The organism is Kitasatospora sp. NBC_01302 (genome assembly GCF_035976515.1).
Classification (GTDB): Bacteria; Actinomycetota; Actinomycetes; order Streptomycetales; family Streptomycetaceae; genus Kitasatospora.
In genome coordinates this window covers 4918071-4936456 of record NZ_CP108404.1, presented here as the reverse complement: position 1 = coordinate 4936456, position 18386 = coordinate 4918071, and the positions used below count along the sequence as shown (strand labels likewise).

Annotated in this window: 16 protein-coding genes; 7 read left to right on the top strand and 9 right to left on the bottom strand. The window is 71.4% G+C overall.

Annotation, left to right across the window (positions count from 1 at the left end; genetic code table 11):
• Positions 1–69 precede the first annotated feature (69 nt).
• Positions 70–1863, bottom strand: coding sequence for a sensor histidine kinase (locus OG294_RS21365; RefSeq protein WP_327068120.1), 1794 nt, complete (start codon positions 1861–1863; stop codon positions 70–72).
• A 106-nt stretch (positions 1864–1969) separates the two neighbouring features.
• On the opposite strand from OG294_RS21365, the gene OG294_RS21360 reads away from it, so the two are divergent.
• From OG294_RS21360 to OG294_RS21350, 3 genes are all read left to right on the top strand, one after another.
• The gene (locus OG294_RS21360; protein ID WP_327068119.1) at positions 1970–2386 is read left to right on the top strand and encodes a hypothetical protein; all 417 of its coding nucleotides are present in this window, start codon (positions 1970–1972) and stop codon (positions 2384–2386) included.
• Between the two features lie 70 nt (positions 2387–2456).
• Entirely contained in the window at positions 2457–3032 is a 576-nt protein-coding gene (locus tag OG294_RS21355) for a GNAT family N-acetyltransferase (protein WP_327068118.1), read from the top strand.
• Positions 3033–3075: 43 nt separating this feature from the next.
• A complete protein-coding gene (locus tag OG294_RS21350) occupies positions 3076–3297 on the top strand; it encodes a hypothetical protein (RefSeq protein WP_327068117.1) in 222 nt (73 codons plus the stop codon).
• Between the two features lie 170 nt (positions 3298–3467).
• Here the strand turns inward: OG294_RS21350 and OG294_RS21345 are convergent, their stop codons facing one another.
• Positions 3468–4358: a terpene synthase family protein gene (locus tag OG294_RS21345; RefSeq protein WP_327068116.1), complete on the bottom strand. Its 891-nt coding sequence runs from the start codon at positions 4356–4358 to the stop codon at positions 3468–3470.
• A gap of 453 nt (positions 4359–4811) precedes the next feature.
• On the opposite strand from OG294_RS21345, the gene OG294_RS21340 reads away from it, so the two are divergent.
• Genes OG294_RS21340 through cyaB form a run of 3 tightly spaced genes read left to right on the top strand, consistent with a single transcriptional unit; the run spans position 4812 to position 7309 of the window.
• The gene (locus OG294_RS21340; protein ID WP_327068115.1) at positions 4812–6194 is read left to right on the top strand and encodes a Tat pathway signal protein; all 1383 of its coding nucleotides are present in this window, start codon (positions 4812–4814) and stop codon (positions 6192–6194) included.
• Positions 6195–6207: 13 nt separating this feature from the next.
• Entirely contained in the window at positions 6208–6699 is a 492-nt protein-coding gene (locus OG294_RS21335; RefSeq protein WP_327068114.1) for a TrmO family methyltransferase domain-containing protein, read from the top strand.
• 49 nt (positions 6700–6748) lie between these two features.
• Entirely contained in the window at positions 6749–7309 is a 561-nt protein-coding gene (gene cyaB, locus OG294_RS21330; RefSeq protein WP_327068113.1) for a class IV adenylate cyclase, read from the top strand.
• Between the two features lie 145 nt (positions 7310–7454).
• On the opposite strand, the gene cutA is transcribed toward cyaB, so the two are convergent.
• From cutA to OG294_RS21315, 3 genes are all read right to left on the bottom strand, one after another.
• Entirely contained in the window at positions 7455–7775 is a 321-nt protein-coding gene (gene cutA / locus OG294_RS21325) for a divalent-cation tolerance protein CutA (protein WP_327068112.1), read from the bottom strand.
• Between the two features lie 188 nt (positions 7776–7963).
• Positions 7964–8299 carry a hypothetical protein gene (locus tag OG294_RS21320; RefSeq protein WP_327068111.1) on the bottom strand — a complete coding sequence of 112 codons (336 nt, stop codon included), beginning with the start codon at positions 8297–8299 and terminating at the stop codon, positions 7964–7966.
• A gap of 133 nt (positions 8300–8432) precedes the next feature.
• On the bottom strand, positions 8433–9230 hold the full coding sequence (locus OG294_RS21315; RefSeq protein ID WP_327068110.1) for a hypothetical protein: 798 nt from the start codon (positions 9228–9230) through the stop codon (positions 8433–8435).
• Positions 9231–9711: 481 nt separating this feature from the next.
• Here OG294_RS21315 and OG294_RS21310 point away from each other — a divergent pair, with 481 nt between their 5' ends.
• Positions 9712–9987, top strand: coding sequence for a hypothetical protein (locus tag OG294_RS21310; protein WP_327068109.1), 276 nt, complete (start codon positions 9712–9714; stop codon positions 9985–9987).
• A 203-nt stretch (positions 9988–10190) separates the two neighbouring features.
• Here OG294_RS21310 and cydD read toward each other — a convergent pair whose 3' ends face one another.
• From cydD to OG294_RS21290, 4 genes are all read right to left on the bottom strand, one after another.
• Positions 10191–13775, bottom strand: coding sequence for a thiol reductant ABC exporter subunit CydD (cydD, locus tag OG294_RS21305; RefSeq protein ID WP_327068108.1), 3585 nt, complete (start codon positions 13773–13775; stop codon positions 10191–10193).
• 3 nt (positions 13776–13778) lie between these two features.
• Positions 13779–14804: a cytochrome d ubiquinol oxidase subunit II gene (cydB, locus tag OG294_RS21300; protein WP_327068107.1), complete on the bottom strand. Its 1026-nt coding sequence runs from the start codon at positions 14802–14804 to the stop codon at positions 13779–13781.
• 18 nt (positions 14805–14822) lie between these two features.
• The gene (locus tag OG294_RS21295) at positions 14823–16367 is read right to left on the bottom strand and encodes a cytochrome ubiquinol oxidase subunit I (RefSeq protein ID WP_327068106.1); all 1545 of its coding nucleotides are present in this window, start codon (positions 16365–16367) and stop codon (positions 14823–14825) included.
• Between the two features lie 258 nt (positions 16368–16625).
• Positions 16626–18347: a sensor histidine kinase gene (locus OG294_RS21290; protein ID WP_327068105.1), complete on the bottom strand. Its 1722-nt coding sequence runs from the start codon at positions 18345–18347 to the stop codon at positions 16626–16628.
• Positions 18348–18386: the final 39 nt, after the last annotated feature.

Here is an 18386-nt window from a genome sequence, read left to right as displayed (position 1 = left end):
GCCGGAAGACCCTAGGGACTGTCCGGCGGATCTTGCCGGACGGTCCCTAAGCCGACCCGGGCCCGCGCCTCACAGCCGTGCCGACCAACGCGCCCGGGTACCACGGCGGTTCGGGCCCGGCTCGTGCCAGGCGTCGCCGCCCAGGTGCTCGGCGCGGCGGCGCAGATTGGCCAGCCCGCTGCGCCGCCCGCCCGCCGGGATGCCGACGCCGTCGTCGGTGACGGTCAGCAGCACGCCCGGACGGCCCGCGCGGTCCGGGACCTCGGGATCACCGGAGACGGGGTGGCCCTGGTCGTCCAGGTGGACGGTGGCGTCCAGTTCGACCCCGACCCGCGAGGCGCGCGCATGACGTGCCGTATTGGAGAGCATCTCCCTCAGCGCGGCGAGGAGTTGACGGGCCGTCGCATCGCCGACCAGGTTCTCCACCGGCCCCATGAAGGTGATCGACGGCTTGAAGCCGAGTGCAGCCGCCGCCTGGCTGCCCTCGCGCAGCACCCGGGTGCGCAGGGTGTCCGGCTCGTCGCCGTGGTCGTCGTGCTGGAGGGCGTAGATGGTGGTGCGGACCTCCTGGATGGTGGCGTCCAGCTCGTCCACCGCGTGTCCGAGCCGGTCCACCACCTCGGGCACCTGCGCCTTGCGGGCCGCGCTCTCCAGCATCATGCCGGTGGCGAAGAGCCGCTGGATCACCAGGTCGTGCAGGTCCCGGGCGATCCGGTCACGGTCCTGGAAGACCGCCAGCCGCTGCTGGTCCCGCTGCCCCTCGGCCAGCCGCAGGGCCAGCGCGGCCTGGGAGGCGAAGGTGGCCGCCAGCTCCTTCTCGCTCTGGCTGAACGGCCGCGCCCCGTGCCCGCGCCAGACCACCAGCCCGCCCAGCACCCGGCCTGCCGCGACCATCGGCAGCGCCATCGAGGGGCCGTAGCTGCGGGCCAGGCGCATCACCAGCTTCGGGTCCTTGGACATGTCGTCGATGAAGATGCTCTCCCCGTCGCGCAGCCTGGCCGCGTACCCCGACCCCGGCACCAGCTCGCCGACCACGTACTCCGCGTCCGCACCGGAGGCGTGCGAGACCCGCATGCTGCCGTCACTGGTCGGCAGCATGATCATCCCGAGCTCGGCGTCGGCCAGCTCCCGCACCTGCTCGGCCGCCACCGACAGCGCCGAGTGCGCCTCGTCGGTGGAGAGCAGTGCGGTGGTCACGGCGGCGGCCCCCGCGATCCACCGCTCCCGGCGCCGGCCCGCCTCGTACAGCCGGGCGTTCTCGATCGCCACCCCGGCGGCCACCGCCAGCGCGTGCACCACCTGGGCGTCCTCGGGCGTGAACCCGCCGCCGCCGCGCTTCTCGGTCAGATAGAGGTTGCCGAACACCTCCCCGCGCACCCGGATCGGCTCCCCGAGGAAGGAGCTCATCGGCGGATGCTGCGGCGGGAACCCGGCCGACCGCGGGTCCCGGCTCAGATCGTCGAGCAGCAGCGGCTCGGGATGGTCGATCAGCACCCCGAGGATCCCCCGCCCCTGCGGCAGATCACCGATCCCGGCGGCCGTCGCGTCGTCGATGCCCACGTGGATGAAGTCGCTCAGCCCCTGCCCGAACGGCGAGACCACCCCGAGCGCCGCGTACCGCGCGTCCACCAGCTCGGCCGCCCCCGCCGCGATCCGCTCCAGCGTGGCGTGCAGGTCCAGCCCCGCCCCGACCGAGACCACCGCCTCCAGCAACCGCTGCATCCGGTCCGCGGCCACCTGCAACCGCTCGGCCACCTCGGTCACCAGCTCGTCCAGCCCGAGCGAGGAGATCTCGGGCACGCGATGGGGGGTCGCTTCGGTGACGGGGACGGCGGTGGCGTCGGGCTCGGGGGTGCTCGGCATGCTCCCGAGCGTAGGCGGTGAGCAGCGGAAGCGACGGGAGGAACTCAGCGTCACCGCCCGCCACCACAGGGCGTGACCCGCCCCTGCCGGTGCCGTTAAGCAGATCATGAACACTCGACGCATCACGACCGCCCTCGCCACCCTGGTCGGCGCCGCCCTCCTCTCGGCGGCCGTACCCGCGGCCGGCTACGCCGCGGCGGCCGGCTCGACCCCGGCGGCCACCACTGGTGCCCGTGCCCTGGCCGAGACCCGGAACCCGAAGACGATCAAGCCCGCCGACTACAACCAGGCCCGGAGCATCCTGGCCAACGCCGGAAGCCAGACGGCAGCCAAGTCGCACCCCGTCCACGGCAAGGACGACGTGCCGGTCAACTACGGGACGAACCTGCTCACCGCGGCCCGCGACGAGTTCCGCCAGGCCGACCGGGGCCTGCCGGCCAAGGACAAGAAGTCGGACATGTCGATCCCGCACTACAACGCCGTCCACTCCGCCGCGAAGGCGATGGGCATCGACCGCTGGTGACCGCCTGACCACCACCCCGGCGAGCCCCGACCACCCCACGTCGCGGCTCGCCACACCCCCGGAGCCCGCCATGAGTACCGTCCTGTGGATCAGCACCGAGACCTGTGCGCTCGGCCCCTACCGTGCCGACCTCGTCGAGACGTACTGGCGCTGGGAGCAGGACCCGGCCCTGCTGGTCGGCTACGGCCGCCAGAGCCCGGAGTCCCTGGAGGCGCGCACCGAGGGGATGGCGCACCAACTCCGGGGCGGGAACCTCCGGTTCACCGTCTACGGGTTGGGTACGGGTGAGCCCGTCCCGGTGGGAGTCACCACCCTGCTGCCCGACCACGCCGTGCGGACCGCCGAGTACGTGGTCATGCTCGCCCCCGAAGCCCGCGGCCACGGCCTCGGCACCCAGGCCACCCGCCTCACTCTCGACTACGCGTTCCACATCACCAACCTGCGCATGGTCTGGCTCAAGGTCCTCGCCCCGAACAGGGCCGCCGTCCGCGCCTACGAGAAGGCGGGGTTCCGGCAGGTTGGCACCCTGCGCGAGGCCGGCTACTGGCTCGGCGAGGTCTGCGACGAGGTCCTGATGGACGCGCTGGCCGCCGACTTCACCGGCCCCTCGGTGATCACACCGCTGGTGCCGCCCGGAGTTGAGTAGGAGTACTCAGGCCCGCCGCCCGATTCACGATCACCCTTGACCCATGGAGAACCACCCCTGGGGCCAGGGCACCCCCGTCAGCCGCCGAGCCCGCACGACGGCCGCAGCCTCACACCTGTCGCTCCCGCCTCGCTGGTGGCTGCCCTTCGGGCGAACGGCCCTCTGGGCCGCTGCGGCCGCCCTCGGCGCCCTGCTGGCAGGTGCCGTGCTGCTCGGGGTCTCGGGGCTCTGGATCTTCATCGGTTGGATGTACGTCGGCGACTGAGCGAAGCGCCGAGGCCAACTGCCCGAGATCCCGGGCCACCTGCTCGGTGATGCACTCATGGAGTGCACGCATCGAGGCGAGCACGTCGGCCAGGGTGCTGATCGAGGCCCCTTGGGCGGCGGCCTGGTCGAGCCGCCGGCCGAGGGAGCGGAGTTCGGCGTGTGCCGCGTTCATCGCGGGGCCTGTGGAACGGCGAGGGCGTAGCGGGTGCTGGTGGTGGTCCAGGTGGTGAGGGCGTGGCGGAAGCGCTCGAGGGCGCGGGCGAACTGGCGCGTGGCAGTGGCGAGTTCGTCGTCGCGGACGGCTGTGCAGAGCCACCAGAAGCGGCGCTCCTCGGCGTCGAGCAGCGCCCGTACGTGCGCGTGGGCCTGGGGCGGGGGCAGTGGGTGGCTGGCGCGTAGGGCGTCGACGGCGGTGAAGGTGTCGGCGGCGTCGGCGGCGAGGCCGTTGGCCAGGCACCCGATGGTCGAGAAGCTGTGCAGCAGGGACTGCACCAGGGCGTCGTTCCAGTCGGGCGTGACACACCGCCCGGCGAGTTCGCACCACATGGCGGCGAGCAGCATCCCGCCGTCGGTCGGCCGGATCGTCAGGTACTGGCGGAGAGTTGGCGTGCGGTGCGGCTGGACGAAGTCGAGCAGCTTGGCGGAGGCGGCATGGACCCACTCCTCCAGGTGCGTCAGATACCGCTGCCACCAGAGGGCAGGCATCATCGCCCGGGTGTCCGCCGCCAGATCCGCGAGGGCGCGCACGGCGGGGTGATCGCCCGGCGCGGGCCGGGCACTGCCACCGGCAACCAGGAGCAGGGTGAGCGTGAACTCACCCACCACCTGCGGGGATTCGCCCAGCAGCTCCGCGTCGAACACGTCGTCGACGATCCACGTCCACAACGCCCAACGGGTAGCGAGATCCAGTTCGGCGCCGCACGCGGTCGGCCACCCGGCCAGACAGAGATCCACGTACCCGTGCGCGAGGTAGCCCGCCGGGTCGGGGTGGAGACCGTACTGCGTGAGGAAGGTGGCGGCTGAGACGTAGAGGTCGGTGTGGCGGGCATCGGTCCCCATCAGGCCAGCACCCCGACATGCTCAGGGCACGCCGACACAGCCCACACCAGACCGTCGACCGCCAAGTGCCCGGCCGACACCAGGGGCGGCTCAGCAGAGCCACACCGGACACACACACGCTCATGGCGCTGCGCATAGGAGAGGTGGGAGTTCACGGGCATCGGCCCAGCGGCGGGCTGCGGCACGGGCGGCCCGGGTTCCCGCAGTGTGGAAGCGCCGTTGCGACTCCACGGGTGCGGGGTTCGATCGGTAGTGGCCATCGGTATCTCCGGCTTCACGAATGGACGCGGTCCCCCGCAGCCGGCCGCTCCACAATCTGCAGGGCCCTGCGCCGGCTCCCACGCGCGCCGAGTGGGCATGTCAGATAGTGAACCGCCCGATGGCTACCAGGAGTACCGTGTTGGCCACGCAATGCGGTTTAAGCGGTTTAACGGCCAGTCAGGCAGGTGGGCGTTGGCGTCGGCGAGAGAACCGAACGAGAAGCTGCGCGCGATCATTGACGAGACCAGGCTCTCCGGCGATGCGATCGCGCGTCTGATCAAGCGGGTGGCCGCCGAGCACGGCGAGTTCCCGGAAACGAACAAGTCGAGCATCACGCATTGGAAGAACGGTGGCCAGCCGGCCGGGAACGTCGGCCTCTTCCTGGCCGAAGCGCTCGGCCGCGCACTGGGAGGCCGGGTCGTCACGCCAGAAGAGATCGGACTGATCACCGCCTCAACCCGAATTCCCGCCTGGGACGCCGATACGCTGAGCGTGCTGGCCGAACTCGGGAGAGCCGACGTGGACGTGGAACGCAGGCGGGCGCTGGGGACGGCGGTCTACTCGGTGGCCGCCCTCTCGCTGCCTGGCGACGACTGGTGGCGTCGGATGTCCGAACGGGGCAGCACGCGCGACTCAGGCTCGTCGGTACGAATCGGCCCCGGCGACCTCGCAGCCGTCCGTGACATGACCACTCTGTTCTCCCAGGTCGACCAGCGCCGTGGCGGTGACCACGCCTGGACGTCCGTGGTGCAGTACCTGTCGACCGATGTCACCGCCTACCTACGGGGCAGCTTCACTGATGAACGGCTGCGGCGCGACCTCTTCTCGTCGGCCGGCGAACTGACTTACCTGGCAGGCTGGATGGCTTTCGACAGCGGTCGGCACGCGACCGCACAGCGGTACTTCACCGAGGCCCTGAAACTCGCGGCGGAGGCCGGTGATCCGCCGATGGCCGGCCATGTGTTGCGCGCGATGGCGCACCAGGCGATCGACCTCGGGCATCACCGGCAAGCCCTGGATCTGGCCGCCGCGTCCGTCGACGGCGACCGGTACACGCTCGCCTCGCCTCGTGAGCGTGCCCTCCTTGGTGTTGTCCACGCCCGGGGCCTGGCCGCAACCGGGCGCAAGAACGCTGCCACGAAGGCGCTGTTGAGGGCAGAGACCGACCTGTCCGCCGCCGACGAAGGCATCATGGAGCCGGACCGGGTGTTCTTCTTCGGCGAGGCCAGCTTGGCCCACGAGACCGCATGCGCTCTGCGCGACATAGGGGATCTGGACGGTTCCGTGCGCGAGTTCCACCACAGCGTCCGTACCCGCAGGGCAACGAAGTTCACCCGCACTCACGCGGTGACCTTGGGGTACCTCGGTTCCGTGTACGCGCAGATGAACGACATCGAGCAGGCCTGCGCCAGTTGGTCGCAGGCACTCGACGCCATGGACGGAGTCCGGTCGGGCCGCACCCGGCACGCCGCCACCACCATGCGCACCCAGCTCTCCCCCTACCGGCGACGCGGCAGCTCGGCCGTCGGCGAGGTCGACGCACGTGCCGCCGCGTACCTGTCCGAAACAGTCTGACGAGGAGTCACTCATGGCAGAGCGTGGAACGTTCGAGGTCGAAGCCCTCGGCCACGTGGTCGGCGGCCGGATCGAACCCACGGACGACTTCTGGGGCGGCACCCGGGCGATCATCCGGCTGGACGGATCCCTGTTCACGCCCGATGCGACCAAGGGGCTGGAGGACTTCTCACACCTGGAGATCGTCTTCCGGTTCCACCTCACCGACCCGACCGACCTGAACCTCGGCGCCCGCCGCCCCCGGGACAACCCCGACTGGCCCGAGGTCGGGATCTTCGGGCACCGCAACATGCGGCGCCTGAACTGGCTCGGGGTGTCACGCTGCCGTCTGCTCAAAGTCGACGGCCTGGACCTTCACGTCGAGGACCTGGACGCCGTGGACGGCACCCCGGTCCTGGACGTGAAGCCGTGGTTCGCCGAGATGGGTCCGCGAGGAGACCACCGCCAGGCCGACTGGACCACGGTCATGCTCCGCGACTACTTCGCGCCGTCGGCCAGTGAGTAGCCGCGCCCAGTAGACGCCCGGCGCAAGTCGGTCGGTGCGAGGAGATCGAGTGGCGATCGAGGCAGAGCTGAAGGCAATAGTGCGTGACCCGGACAGCGTCACGCGATTGCTGGAGGCCGGGTACGGACCAGGACGGCCGGAGGTCTATCAGGACACGTACTACGACGCCCCCGATGGCTCGCTGATGGGTGCGGATCGGGAGCTGCGCATCCGCACCGTGCACGGCGCCCACGGCAGCCGCACCGTGCTGACCTACAAAGGCGCGCGCGTGGACGAGGTCTCGGGGTCGAAGCCGGAGCATGAGACCCGGGTCGAGGACACCGACGCGGCACACGAGATCGTGCGCGGGCTCGGCCTGGTGCCACGGATCGCGTTCCAGAAGCGATGCCGCAACTACACCTTCAGGAGCGACGGGCGGGCCCTCCTGGCGACGCTCGTCCGCGTACCCGAGATCGACGGGACCTTCCTGGAGCTGGAGACCACGGTCACCGACGAACAGGACCTGCAGCCGGCGCTCGACGCCATCCGCGCCGTCCTGAGCAGGCTTGGCATCGACGAAGGCGATCTGACCACCGAGTTGTACACCGATGCGGTGGCCGCGAGGCGCTGAGGTGCGTGCTGCAAACGTCGGTCCCACCGACTTTTCCGCTGGCTCCTGGATCGCTGATGGCAGCGACGTAGTGCGCGACAAGGACCGGGACCTGTCTCCGGAACCAGCCGCTCGCCAAGTGATGGATAAGAGCGCCCAGTTGTAGTCAGCCAGCGGTCTCGGCAGAGATCCACTGAAGATACTCACCACTACCGTGGGTAATGTCGGCAGCGATGATCTCCGGAGTGTCGTAGCTGTGAACCGACTTGATGATCTGTTCCAGCTCGGGGAACCGGTCAGCGGGCAGCTTGTAGAGCACGCGCCACTCCTCGTCCACCTGAAGGGCGCCTTCCCACCAGTACACGGACCTGATGGGGCCATCGATCTGGGCGCAGGCCGCGGCCCGTGCGCTGACGCCTGCGCGAGCGAGTTCCTGTGCCCGGTCGGCAGAGTCGGTGGTGGTCAGAACTGTGATGTAGCTGGCCATGGCTCTTCCTGGGACAGCATCCGACCGAGAGCCTACCCAGCGGACGCGCACGCGGTGGTCGAAGTCGCTTCCCAGCCGCCCGTGCACGCCGAGCGGCTTAACACCTGGTGCATTGGGTGGAAGGCTCCAGGGCCAACCCGGCATCCCGGTCGGCTCTCCTCGGGGCGGCACCAGGACGGAGCGGTCGATCAGGAAACCACGCTGTCCGGAGAGAGCACTGGCTCAGCCCACGCCGCGAAGCTGAAGACCGGCCGCTGCGTAAGCCTTCCGCCGCTGTCATCAAAGAGCGTGCGCCGCACTCTGCGATCCTGACGCACCAGGTAGCGCAGTCCCTCGACCTCTACGACCCCACATTCTCCCGCGTCCAGGTCCACAGCCGCGCCGTCGATCCGGTTGACCTGCCAACCTGCCTGGCCGGCGAGATGCACCCACACCTCGATCGCCCGTTCCGGCTCTGCAGCGCGGAAGCTCGTGCCTACTCTGGCGATGATCTGGACTGGATCCGGTCGTTCATCCATCGTCATGACAGCCCCTCTCGTACAGAGAGGATCATCCCAGGCCGTCATCAGCGCCGGAAATGAGCCCCCTCGACCCGCATCGGTGAGCAATGCGAGAGTCGTGGACAAGTGGGATGGCAATGGGAGGAAGGCGCCGTATTCAGCGAATGCGTTCTCTGGTCTCGCGGACGAGAGTGCGGGCCCGGCCGGCCCAGTAGGTGGTGCGGGTTGTGGGGACTCTGTCCGGCTCTTGGCTACTGCATCTGCCGCTGTGCGACGTGCGGCAATCCCTGCATTCCGCCATGGGGGCGGGTTCTGGGGGGATGCGGTCGATCAATCGCTTGCGGGTGAAGGCTCCGGCGCACTGGATGGTGGTCGGGAGGCCGTTCGTCATCGCGTAGCGGAACTGTCCGACCGTCACGTTGCGGGCGAACCAGGCAGCGGCCAAGGGCTCCAGTTCCTCGCACTCGCGGGCGGAGAGCATCATCCGCTTGTCCGCCGCGCCGAGGGAGGCGAGGGCGCGGTAGGCGATGGAGCGCTCAGGGGGCGCGGGGGCGGGGTCCGCGCTACCGCTGGTGCGGCGGTCGGCGAGGAAGCGGCTCCACCAGGCGACGGGGCGTGGGGTGCGGGAGAAGTAGGTGCGGGAGACCCAGCGGGTGAGGCCCTCGCCGGCGCGTTCGCGGATGCGCAGGAGGTGGCCGAGGTCGGCGAGTTTGCGCAGGGCGGAGCGGACGGCCTGCTGGCCGTAGCGGGGTTGCTCGCGGGCGAGGGTCTTGGTGTCGATCGCCGCGCCGTCGGGCAGACGGTCGATGTAGGCGGCGAGATAGGCCTCGCGTTCGGGAAGGTGGGAGAAGTCACTCTGGGTGCGCGGACTTTGGGACGGCGCGGAACGCTTGCCGTAGCCGGGCGCAGCGGTAGGGTGGCAGGCAGCCACTGGATCGACCTCGATCTCGATCAATGTTGGTCAGACCCCCGTTCGGTGTTGTCAGCACCGGCGGGGGTTGTTTATTTGCGCGAACCGTACACCGTAATTGCCGAGCGCCGTCAAGTCATGACGATAAGTCATATTCATTGACCGGCAAGGCCATTGGGTGGGTGGGCGGGATCTGGTTCCCCACCGTTCCTCAGAGAGAACGCTCGAATCCCGACGCCCGAAGCTCGGGTTCGCGCGCCCTCGGCCATTCGGGTGAGGCGCTTGTGGGCGACGAAGGTCAGCACCCGCCCGTCGCCCCCATGGAAATGGTCCAGGGCATCCCCGGGCACAGCCTGAACCTCGCGCCGGGTCCAGGCCGATCTGGACCCGCAGCGCCGGACCCGGCGCGCAGGCCAGCGGGGCGGCCGGACAGGAGTTCTCGCACAGCCACCGGTAGCGACGGGCGTCCGGGCCTAGGCTTGTCCTCAGGTACAGGCCTGCGGGTCGTGAGACAGAGGAGCTGATCATGAGCACCGCCCCGAATCTGCCACGCTCGCCCCATCGGCCCGAGGAGCCTCATCCGCTGCGGACGATCCGGGAGATCCGGGATTCGTTGCCCAAGGATCAGGTCGAACACTTCGATGCCGAACTGGCCGACACTGATATCGACGCCCTTCCGGCCATACTGCACCGCTGGGCGACGCTCGGAAGTGATGGGTTTCTGGATCACCTGCTGACAACGCCGTTCGATGGATTGGAGTTCGGGGCGCGGTCATACGACGATGCGGCGGACGACGAGTGATCTTCCTTCTCGATACCAATGTGATCGCTGAGCGAGTGCCGGGGCAGGCATTGATCCGCCGGACGCGCTGATCGCGGCGACGGCCATCGCGAACGGCTGGACCGTGGTCAGCCGCAACATCAAGCACCTCCACCGAACCGGTGCGCGCGTGCTCAATCCTTGGGAGTACCAGGCATAGCGCTGCCCTGACTCGCCACCCCGGCCTACGCCCCCACCAGCTCGTCCGCCGCGCGCTCCAGCTCCCACAGGGCGCGTAGTCGGCCGCCCTCGCGGGACGCCAGCTCCGTCCAGTTCCCCCGCTCGACGACCCTGCCCGCGTCCAGGACCAGGATCTCGTCCACGTCCGCCGTCGCCAGGCCGGCCAGGCGGTGGGTGATCAGCAACGTCGCCCGGCCCTCCGTCGCGGGCAGCAGGTCGGCGGTGAGGGCGTCCGCCGTCGGGAGGTCGAGGTGCTCGGCGGGCTCGTCGAGGATGAGCAGGGGGAAGTCGGCGAGCAGGGCGCGGGCCAGGGCCAGGCGCTGGCGCTGGCCGCCGGAGAGGCGGGCGCCGTGTTCGCCGACCATGGTGTCCAGGCCCTCGGGGAGGGTGTCCACCCAGTCGAGCAGGCGGGCGGCGGCGAGGGCGGCACGCAGGTCGGATTCGAGGGCATCGGGCCGGGCCAGGCGCAGGTTCTCGCGCAGCGAGCTGTCGAAGACGTGCGCGTCCTGGGCGCAGAGGCCGATCGCCGTGCGCACCGCGTCGCCGTCCAGCGCGCGGCTGTCCACAGCCTGTGGACAGCCGGCGCCGAGCACCACCGAACCGTCGCTCGGGTCGAGCAGCCGCAGCAGCACCTGCGCCAGCGTGGTCTTGCCCGAGCCCGACGGGCCGACCACCGCGATCCGGCGCCCGGCGGCCAGGTCCAGGTCCACGCCGTCCAGGGCGTGGGCCTCCTGTCCGGGCCAGCGGGCCCGCAGGCCGCGCACCGCGAGCGGGAACGGGTCGGCGGGCAGCGGCGCGGGGTCGGCGGGCTCGCGCACCGGGTCGGGGGTGTCGAAGACCTCGGTGAGCCGGCCGGCCGCGGCCCGACTGCGTTCGCGCACCTGGACGGCGCCGGGAAGCCCGGTCACCGCTTCGAAGGCGGCGAGCGGGGTGAGGATGACGACGGCGAGGCAGAGGCCCGAGAGGTTGCCGGAGCGCACGCCGAGCACGCCCACCACCGCGCAGCCGACCACGGTGAGCCCGGTGAGCAGCGCCATCAGTCCGGCGCCGAGCGCGGTGGTGCCGGCCGAGCGGGCGGCGAGCGCGGTCAGCCGGGCGTCGGCGGCCCGCACCGCGCCGAGCCGGGCGGGCAGCGCACCGGCCACCGTCAGCTCGGCGGCGCCGGTGCAGGTGTCGACCACGGCAGCGGCCAACTCGCCGCGAGCCGGAGCCTGTTGACGCTCGGTACGGCCGGAGGTCCGGGCCGTCAGCAGCGGCAGCGCCAGGCCCGCCAGCAGCAGGCCGAGCGCAAGCGTCAGCCCGGCGCCGGGGAGCAGCAGTGCCAGGCCCGCGGAGGCGAGCAGCGAGACGGTGACCCCGACGGCGGCGGGCAGCCGCCAGCGCAGGTACCAGTCCTGCACCGCGTCGACGTCCGCGACCAGCCGCGACAGCAGGTCGCCGCGTCGGAAGGCGGGCAGCGCGGTGGGCGCCAGCCGCTCCAGGCGGCGGTAGACGGTGACCCGCAGGCTGCCCAGGGTGCGCAGCACGGCGTCGTGCGAGATCAGGCGCTCGCAGTAGCGGAAGAAGCTGCGGCCGACGCCGAAGGCGCGCACCGAGGTGACGGCCATCATCAGGTAGAGCACGGGCGGTTGTTGCGAGGCCTTGGAGATCAGCCACCCGGAGGTGGCCAGCAGCGCGACGGCGCAGCCGAGCGCGAGGCTGCCGAGCAGCACGGCGAGCGCGAACCGGCGGCGCGGGCGGCCGGCCTCGGCGGCGGCGAAGAGCGCGGCGACCCGGCGCAGCGGGGCGCCGGTGGCGGGGACGAGGACAGGCGCGGCAGGAGTGGCAGGCGCGGTAGGAACGGCAGGCACGGCAGCGGCGACCGGGGTCGCAGGTGCGGAAAGAGCGGAGACGCCGGCCGAAGCAGCGCCAGCAGCGGCAGGCCCCGCCGCAGGAGCCGCCAGCGCCACCCGCCGGTCGGCCACCGCGAGCAGCGCCGGCCGGTGCGCCACCAGCAGGACGGTGCGCGCCGGGTCCTCGGCCAGCGTCCGGACGGCGGCCACGATCGCCGCCTCGCTCTGCGCGTCCAGGTTGGCGGTCGGCTCGTCGAGCAGCAGCAGCGGACGGTCCGTCAGCAGCGCGCGGGCCAGGGCGAGCCGCTGCCGCTGCCCGGCGGACAGGCCGGTGCCGCCCTCGCCGAGGGGGGTGTGCAGGCCCTGGGGCAGCCGCTCCACGAAGTCCAGCGCGTGCGCGGCGGCCAGCGCGGCCCGCACCGCGTCCTCGGGGGCGTCCGGGCGGGCGAGGCGGACGTTGTCGGCGACCGTGCCGGCGAACAGGTGCGGGTGCTGCGGCACCCAGGCGATCTGCGCGCGCCAGGACTCGGGCGACAGCTCCGCCAGGTCGTGGGCGCGCCCGTCGGCGGCGGTGACCGTGACGCCGCCCGCGTCGGGGCGGACGAAACCGAGCAGCACGGCGAGCAGCGTGCTCTTGCCCGCGCCGCTGGGCCCGGTGAGCGCGGTGGTGGTGCCGGGGGCGAGCTCCAGGCGGGTGCCGGCGAGCGCGGGGGCGGTGCGGCCCGGGTGGGTGACGGTGAGCGGGCCCAGGGTCACGGTGGCGCCCGCGAGCGCGGGGGCGGGGACGGTGCCGGCGGCGGGCAGCGGGGTCTCCAGCACGGCGAAGACCTCCTCGGCCGCCGCCAGGCCCTCGGCGCTGGAGTGGTAGAGCGCGCCGACCTGGCGCAGCGGGAGGTAGACCTCGGGGGCCAGGACCAGCACCAGCAGCCCGGTCTCCAGCGGGAGGCTGCCGTCCACCAGCCGGAAGCCGATCGAGACGGCGACCAGGGCGACCGAGATGGTGCTCAGCAGCTCCAGCGCGAAGGAGGAGACGAAGGCGATCCGCAGCGTGCGCAGGGTGGCCCGGCGGTACTCGTCGGTGACCCGCCGGATCGCCTCGGCCTGGGCCTTGGCCCGGTTGAAGACCTTGAGCGTGGGCAGTCCGCCGACCACGTCCAGGAAGTGGTGCGAGAGCCGGGCCAGCGCGCGCCACTGGCGGTCCATCCGGTCCTTGGTGGCCCAGCCGATCAGCACCATGAAGAGCGGGATCAGCGGCAGCGTGCCGGCGATGACCGCCGCGCTCTCCCAGTCGGCGCCCGCGATCCGGGCCAGCAGCACCACCGGCACCACGACGGCCAGCGCGAGCTGCGGCAGGTAGCGGGCGAAGTAGTCGTCCAGCGCGTCGACGCCCCGGGTGGCGAGCGTGGTCAGCTCGCCGGTGCGCCGGCCCGCCAGGTAGCCGGGGCCGAGCGCGGTGGCGTGCTCCAGCAGCCGGCCGCGCAGCTGCGACTTGACCCGGGCCACCGAGCGGTGGGCGGTCAGCTCGGTGAGCCAGGCGACCAGCGCCCGGCCCACCGCGACGGCCGCCAGCAGTACCAGAGGGGTGGCCAACTGGCCCAGGCCCTGGCCGCGTTGGAAGCAGCGGACGATGATCTCGGCGATCAGCGTGGCCTGGGCGAGCAGCAGCAGCGCGCCGGTGCCGCCGAGCAGCACCGAGCCGGCCAGGAAGACCCGGGTGGTGCGGGCCTGGGCGAGCAGCCGGGGGTCGACGGGCTTCATGGCTCAGGCCTCGGCAGCCGGCAGGGCGTGGTCGGCGGCCGGGATGTGCTGGACACCGATCCGCTTGCGGAACACCCAGTACGTCCAGCCCTGGTAGAGCAGCACCAGCGGGGTGAAGACCGCGGCCACCACGCTCATCACTTTGAGGGTGTAGGCGGAGGAGGCGGCGCCGCTGACCGTCAGGCTGTAGGCCGGGTTGAGCGTGGAGGGCATCACGTTCGGGAAGAGCGCCAGGAAGAGCATCGCCACCGCGGCCACCACGGTCAGCCCGGAGAGGCTGAACGCCCAGCCCTCGCGGGCCAGTTGGTTGGCCACCAGGGCGCCCAGCAGGGCGAGCACCGCGACGGCGAACGCCACCAGGCTCCAGCCGGTGCCCTGGTGCGCCTGGGTCCAGCCGAGGAAGGCCACCGCCAGCACCGCCGTCACCAGGCCCAGCCACCGCGCCATCGCGCGGGCCCGGCCGCGGATCTCGCCGACCGTCTTGAGCGCGGCGAAGACCGCGCCGTGGAAGGTGAACAGCGCCAGCGTGACCAGCCCGCCGAGCAGCGCGTAGGGCTTGAACAGGTCGCCGACCGAGCCGACGTAGTTCTTCTGCTGGTCGATCGCCACGCCGTGCACGATGTTGGCGAAGACCACGCCCCACAGGAAGGCGGGCAGCAGCGAGGTCCAGAAGATCGCCAGTTCCCAGCCGCGCTGCCAGCGCTCCTCGCCGCGCTTGTGCCGGTACTCGAAGGCCACGCCGCGCACGATCAGGCAGACCAGGATCGCCAGCAGCGGCAGGTAGAAGCCGCTGAACAGGGTGGCGTACCAGTCGGGGAAGGCTGCGAAGGTGCCGCCGGCCGCGGTGAGCAGCCAGACCTCGTTGCCGTCCCAGACCGGGCCGATGGTGTTGATCAGGACCCGCCGCTCGGCCCGGTCCCGGGCGAGCAGCCTGGTCAGCACGCCGATGCCGAAGTCGAAGCCTTCGAGGAAGAAGTAGCCGGTCCACAGGACCGCGATCAGGACGAACCAGACGTCGTGCAGGTGCATGTCTCTTCTCTCCCCGGCTCAGTAGGCGAAGGCGAGCGGCTTGTCGGCGTCCTCGTCCGAGGCGGGGCCGCGCAGCGTGGGGTCCTTGGCGGGCGGGCGCTCGTCGACGTCCGGGCCGGCCTTGGCGTACTTGTGCAGCAGCCGGACCTCGACCACGGCGAGGACCGCGTAGAGCGCGGTGAAGGTGCTGAACGCGATCACCTGGGTGGTCACGCTGACGTTGGGGGAGACGGCGTCGGCGGTGGTCATCAGGCCGAAGACCGCCCAGGGCTGACGGCCCATCTCGGTGAAGATCCAGCCGAAGCTGTTGGCGATCAGTGGGAAGCCCATGGTCAGGATGCCGATCCGCCAGCTCCACTTGGTCAGCTGCGGGCCGAGCTCGCGGTTCTTCGTGAGCATCAGGCGCGGCGGCTCGTCCTCGCCGGTGCGGAACTCCGGCGCCAGGAAGAACTTCTTGCGGGTGGTCCAGAGCCCGATCGCGCCGGCCACGAAGGAGGTCATCCCGAAGCCCATCATGAGGCGGAAGCCCCAGTAGGTCACGAAGATGTTGGGGATGTAGTCGGTGGGCTTGCCGCCGTACTTGGCCGCCTCGGCGGCGGCGGTGTCGTTGATGCCGGGCACCGGGGAGCTGAAGTCGCTGTGGGCCAGGAAGGAGAGTATCCCCGGGACCTCCAACTCCACCGAGTTGTGGCCCGCGTTGACGTTGCCGATCGCGAAGATGGAGAACGGCGCGGGCGCCTGGGTGTCCCACAGCGCCTCGGCGGAGGCCATCTTCATCGGCTGCTGCTCGAACATCACCTTGCCCAGCGTGTCGCCGCTGATCGCGGTGCCGAGGCCGGCGACCACCGCCATCACCAGGCCCAGCCGCAGCGAGACGCGCATCGAGGCGGTCCTGCGGGTGTCGGCCCCTTCCGGGCGGCGCTTGGTCTTCCACAGGTGGTACGAGGCGATGCCGACCATGAAGGCGGCGCCGGTCAGGAAGGCCGCGGTGAGCGTGTGGAAGGCCACCACCAGCGAGGTGTCCTGGAAGAGCACCTTGGTGATGTCGGTGAGCTGGGCCTTGTGGGTCACCGGGTCGATCGTGTAGCCGGCGGGGTGCTGCATCCAGGAGTTGGCCGCCAGGATGAAGTAGGCGGAGAGCACGGTGCCCAGCGCCACCAGCCAGATGCAGGCGCAGTGGATCTTCTTCGGCAGCTTGTCCCAGCCGAAGATCCACAGCCCGATGAAGGTGGACTCGAAGAAGAAGGCGATCAGCGCCTCCATCGCCAGCGGCGCCCCGAAGACGTCGCCGACGAAGCGTGAGTAGTCCGACCAGTTCATCCCGAACTGGAACTCCTGCACGATCCCGGTCACCACGCCCATGGCGATGTTGATCAGGAAGAGCTTGCCCCAGAACTTGGTGGCGTGGAAGTACTTGTCCTTCCCCGTGCGCACCCAGGCCGTCTCCAGTCCGGCGACCGTCGCCGCCAGACTGATCGTCAGCGGGACGAAGAGGAAGTGGTAGACGGTGGTGACGCCGAACTGCCATCGCGCGATGGTCTCGTGAGCGATCGCTAGCTGCACTTCGCCCTCTTCCTTCGATCCGTTGTCCGGTCCGCCCTGGTTTCACCCAGGATCTTGCCCCACACAACCGGACAAAGGCACCGTTCAGCACGAACCGCACCAATGCCGGTCAAGCTTGCGAGCTTGTGAACGTGAACACTTTCACAAGCGCCGCACTGAGGACAGTATGCCGCACACCTGTGCGGCTGCGAGTGGCGGGGGGTGGGGTGAAGTGCAGGTGAAGACGGCGTAAGGACGCAGGCGGCGGGGTCGCCCGCGCTACTCGCCGCTCGACCGGGGCAGGGTGAGGCGGAAGGTGGCCCCGACGCCGGGGGTGGTGTCCAGCGCGAGGGCGCCGCCATGGGCGCGGGCGAAGGCGGCGGCGATGGCCAGCCCCAGACCCGCGCCGCCGCCCTCGTGGCGGCTGCGGGAGGCGTCGACGCGGTAGAAGCGCTCGAAGACACGCTCGGCCTGATCGGTCGTCAGACCTGGTCCGGAGTCGGCCACTTCGAGCACACAGCCGTCGGGCCTGGTGCCCACGCCGATCCGGACGGCGGTGCCGCGCGGGGTGTGCTTGACCGCGTTGCCGACCAGGTTGGTCACCACCTGGCGCAGCCGGGCCTCGTCGCCCAGCACGGCCGCCGCGCCGGGCGGGCCGCTGCCGCCGGGGCCGGTCAGCGCGACCGGGCGGGTGGGGTCCAGGGCGGTGAGGTCGTGCAGCGCGTCGGCGGCCAGCGTGCGCAGGTCCATCGGGGCGAGGTCGAGCGGGCGCTCCTCGTCGAGGCGGGCCAGCGTCAGCAGGTCCTCGACCAGGCCGCCCATCCGCACGGCCTCGCTCTCGATCCGGTCCATGGTGCGCTTGACGTCGGAGTCGGAGGCCAGCGCGCCCATCCGGTAGAGCTCGGCGAAGCCGCGGATGCCGGCCAGCGGGGTGCGCAGCTCGTGCGAGGCGTCCGCGACGAAGCGGCGCATCCGGGCCTCGGAGGCGGCCTGGGCGGCGAACGCGGACTCGATCTGGTCCAGCATCCCGTTCAGCGCGAGCGAGAGCCGGCCGACCTCGGTGCTCGGCGGCAGGGCCGGCATCCGGTAGGAGAGCTCACCGGCCGCGATCAGCTCGGTGCCGCGCTCGATCCGGCGCAGCGGCAGCAGGCCGGCCCGCACCGCGAAGGCGCCGAGGCCGGCTATGAGCAGCAGCACGGCGGCGCCGATCGCGAGGAAGGCCTGGGCGAGCTTGCTGGCGCTGGTGTCCACGTCGTCGAGGTTGACCGCGACCAGGACGTAGGAAGAGGGGCCGGAATTCGGGTCCGCCGTGCTGCCCTGCGGTGACGGGCCCTGCGACGACTGGCCCTGGGGGGACTGGCCCTGGGCGGTCGAGTCCGCGCGGGCGGGGCCGGAGCGCTGGATCGGCATGATCCGGACCAGCCACCGTCCGCCGTCCTCGCCGTGGACGACGAAGGCCCGGTTCAGATGCGCGGCCAGGGCCGGGCCGGTCAGCGGGGGCAGCACCGGCTCCGGGTCGCTGGGCGCGATCGGCTGCCGGTAGGTCCGCCGCACGCTTCCGTCGGCGTTGAGCATCCGCATCTCGTACATGCTGGGCAGCTCGGACTGGCTCGGCGGCCGGATCTGCTTGTCCCCGGCGGAGGCGTCGGGGCCGGGCGAACTCTGCGCACCGGGCGAACTCGGCGCACCCGGCGCACCCTGCGGACTCTGCGCACCCGGCGAACTCTGCGCACCGGTCGAGCCCTGCGGACCCTGCGCCCCCTGGCCGCCGTCGGCGGTGGAGCCCGAACCGGACCGGTGCCAGCTGCGCTGCGCCTGCGCGTTGCCGAACTGCTGGAGCTGCTGGTCGAGCCGGCGGGTCAGCTGCGAGCGCACCACGCCCAGCACCATCAGGTCGCTGGCCACCAGCCCCGTGGTGACCAGCACCAGGGTGAGCGCCAGCAGCCGGGCCCGCAGCGACAGACGCCCGGTGCCGCGCAGCAGCGCGAGCGGGCGCAGCACCCGGCAGCGCGCCAGCAGACGGCGCGGGAAAGGCGCCTG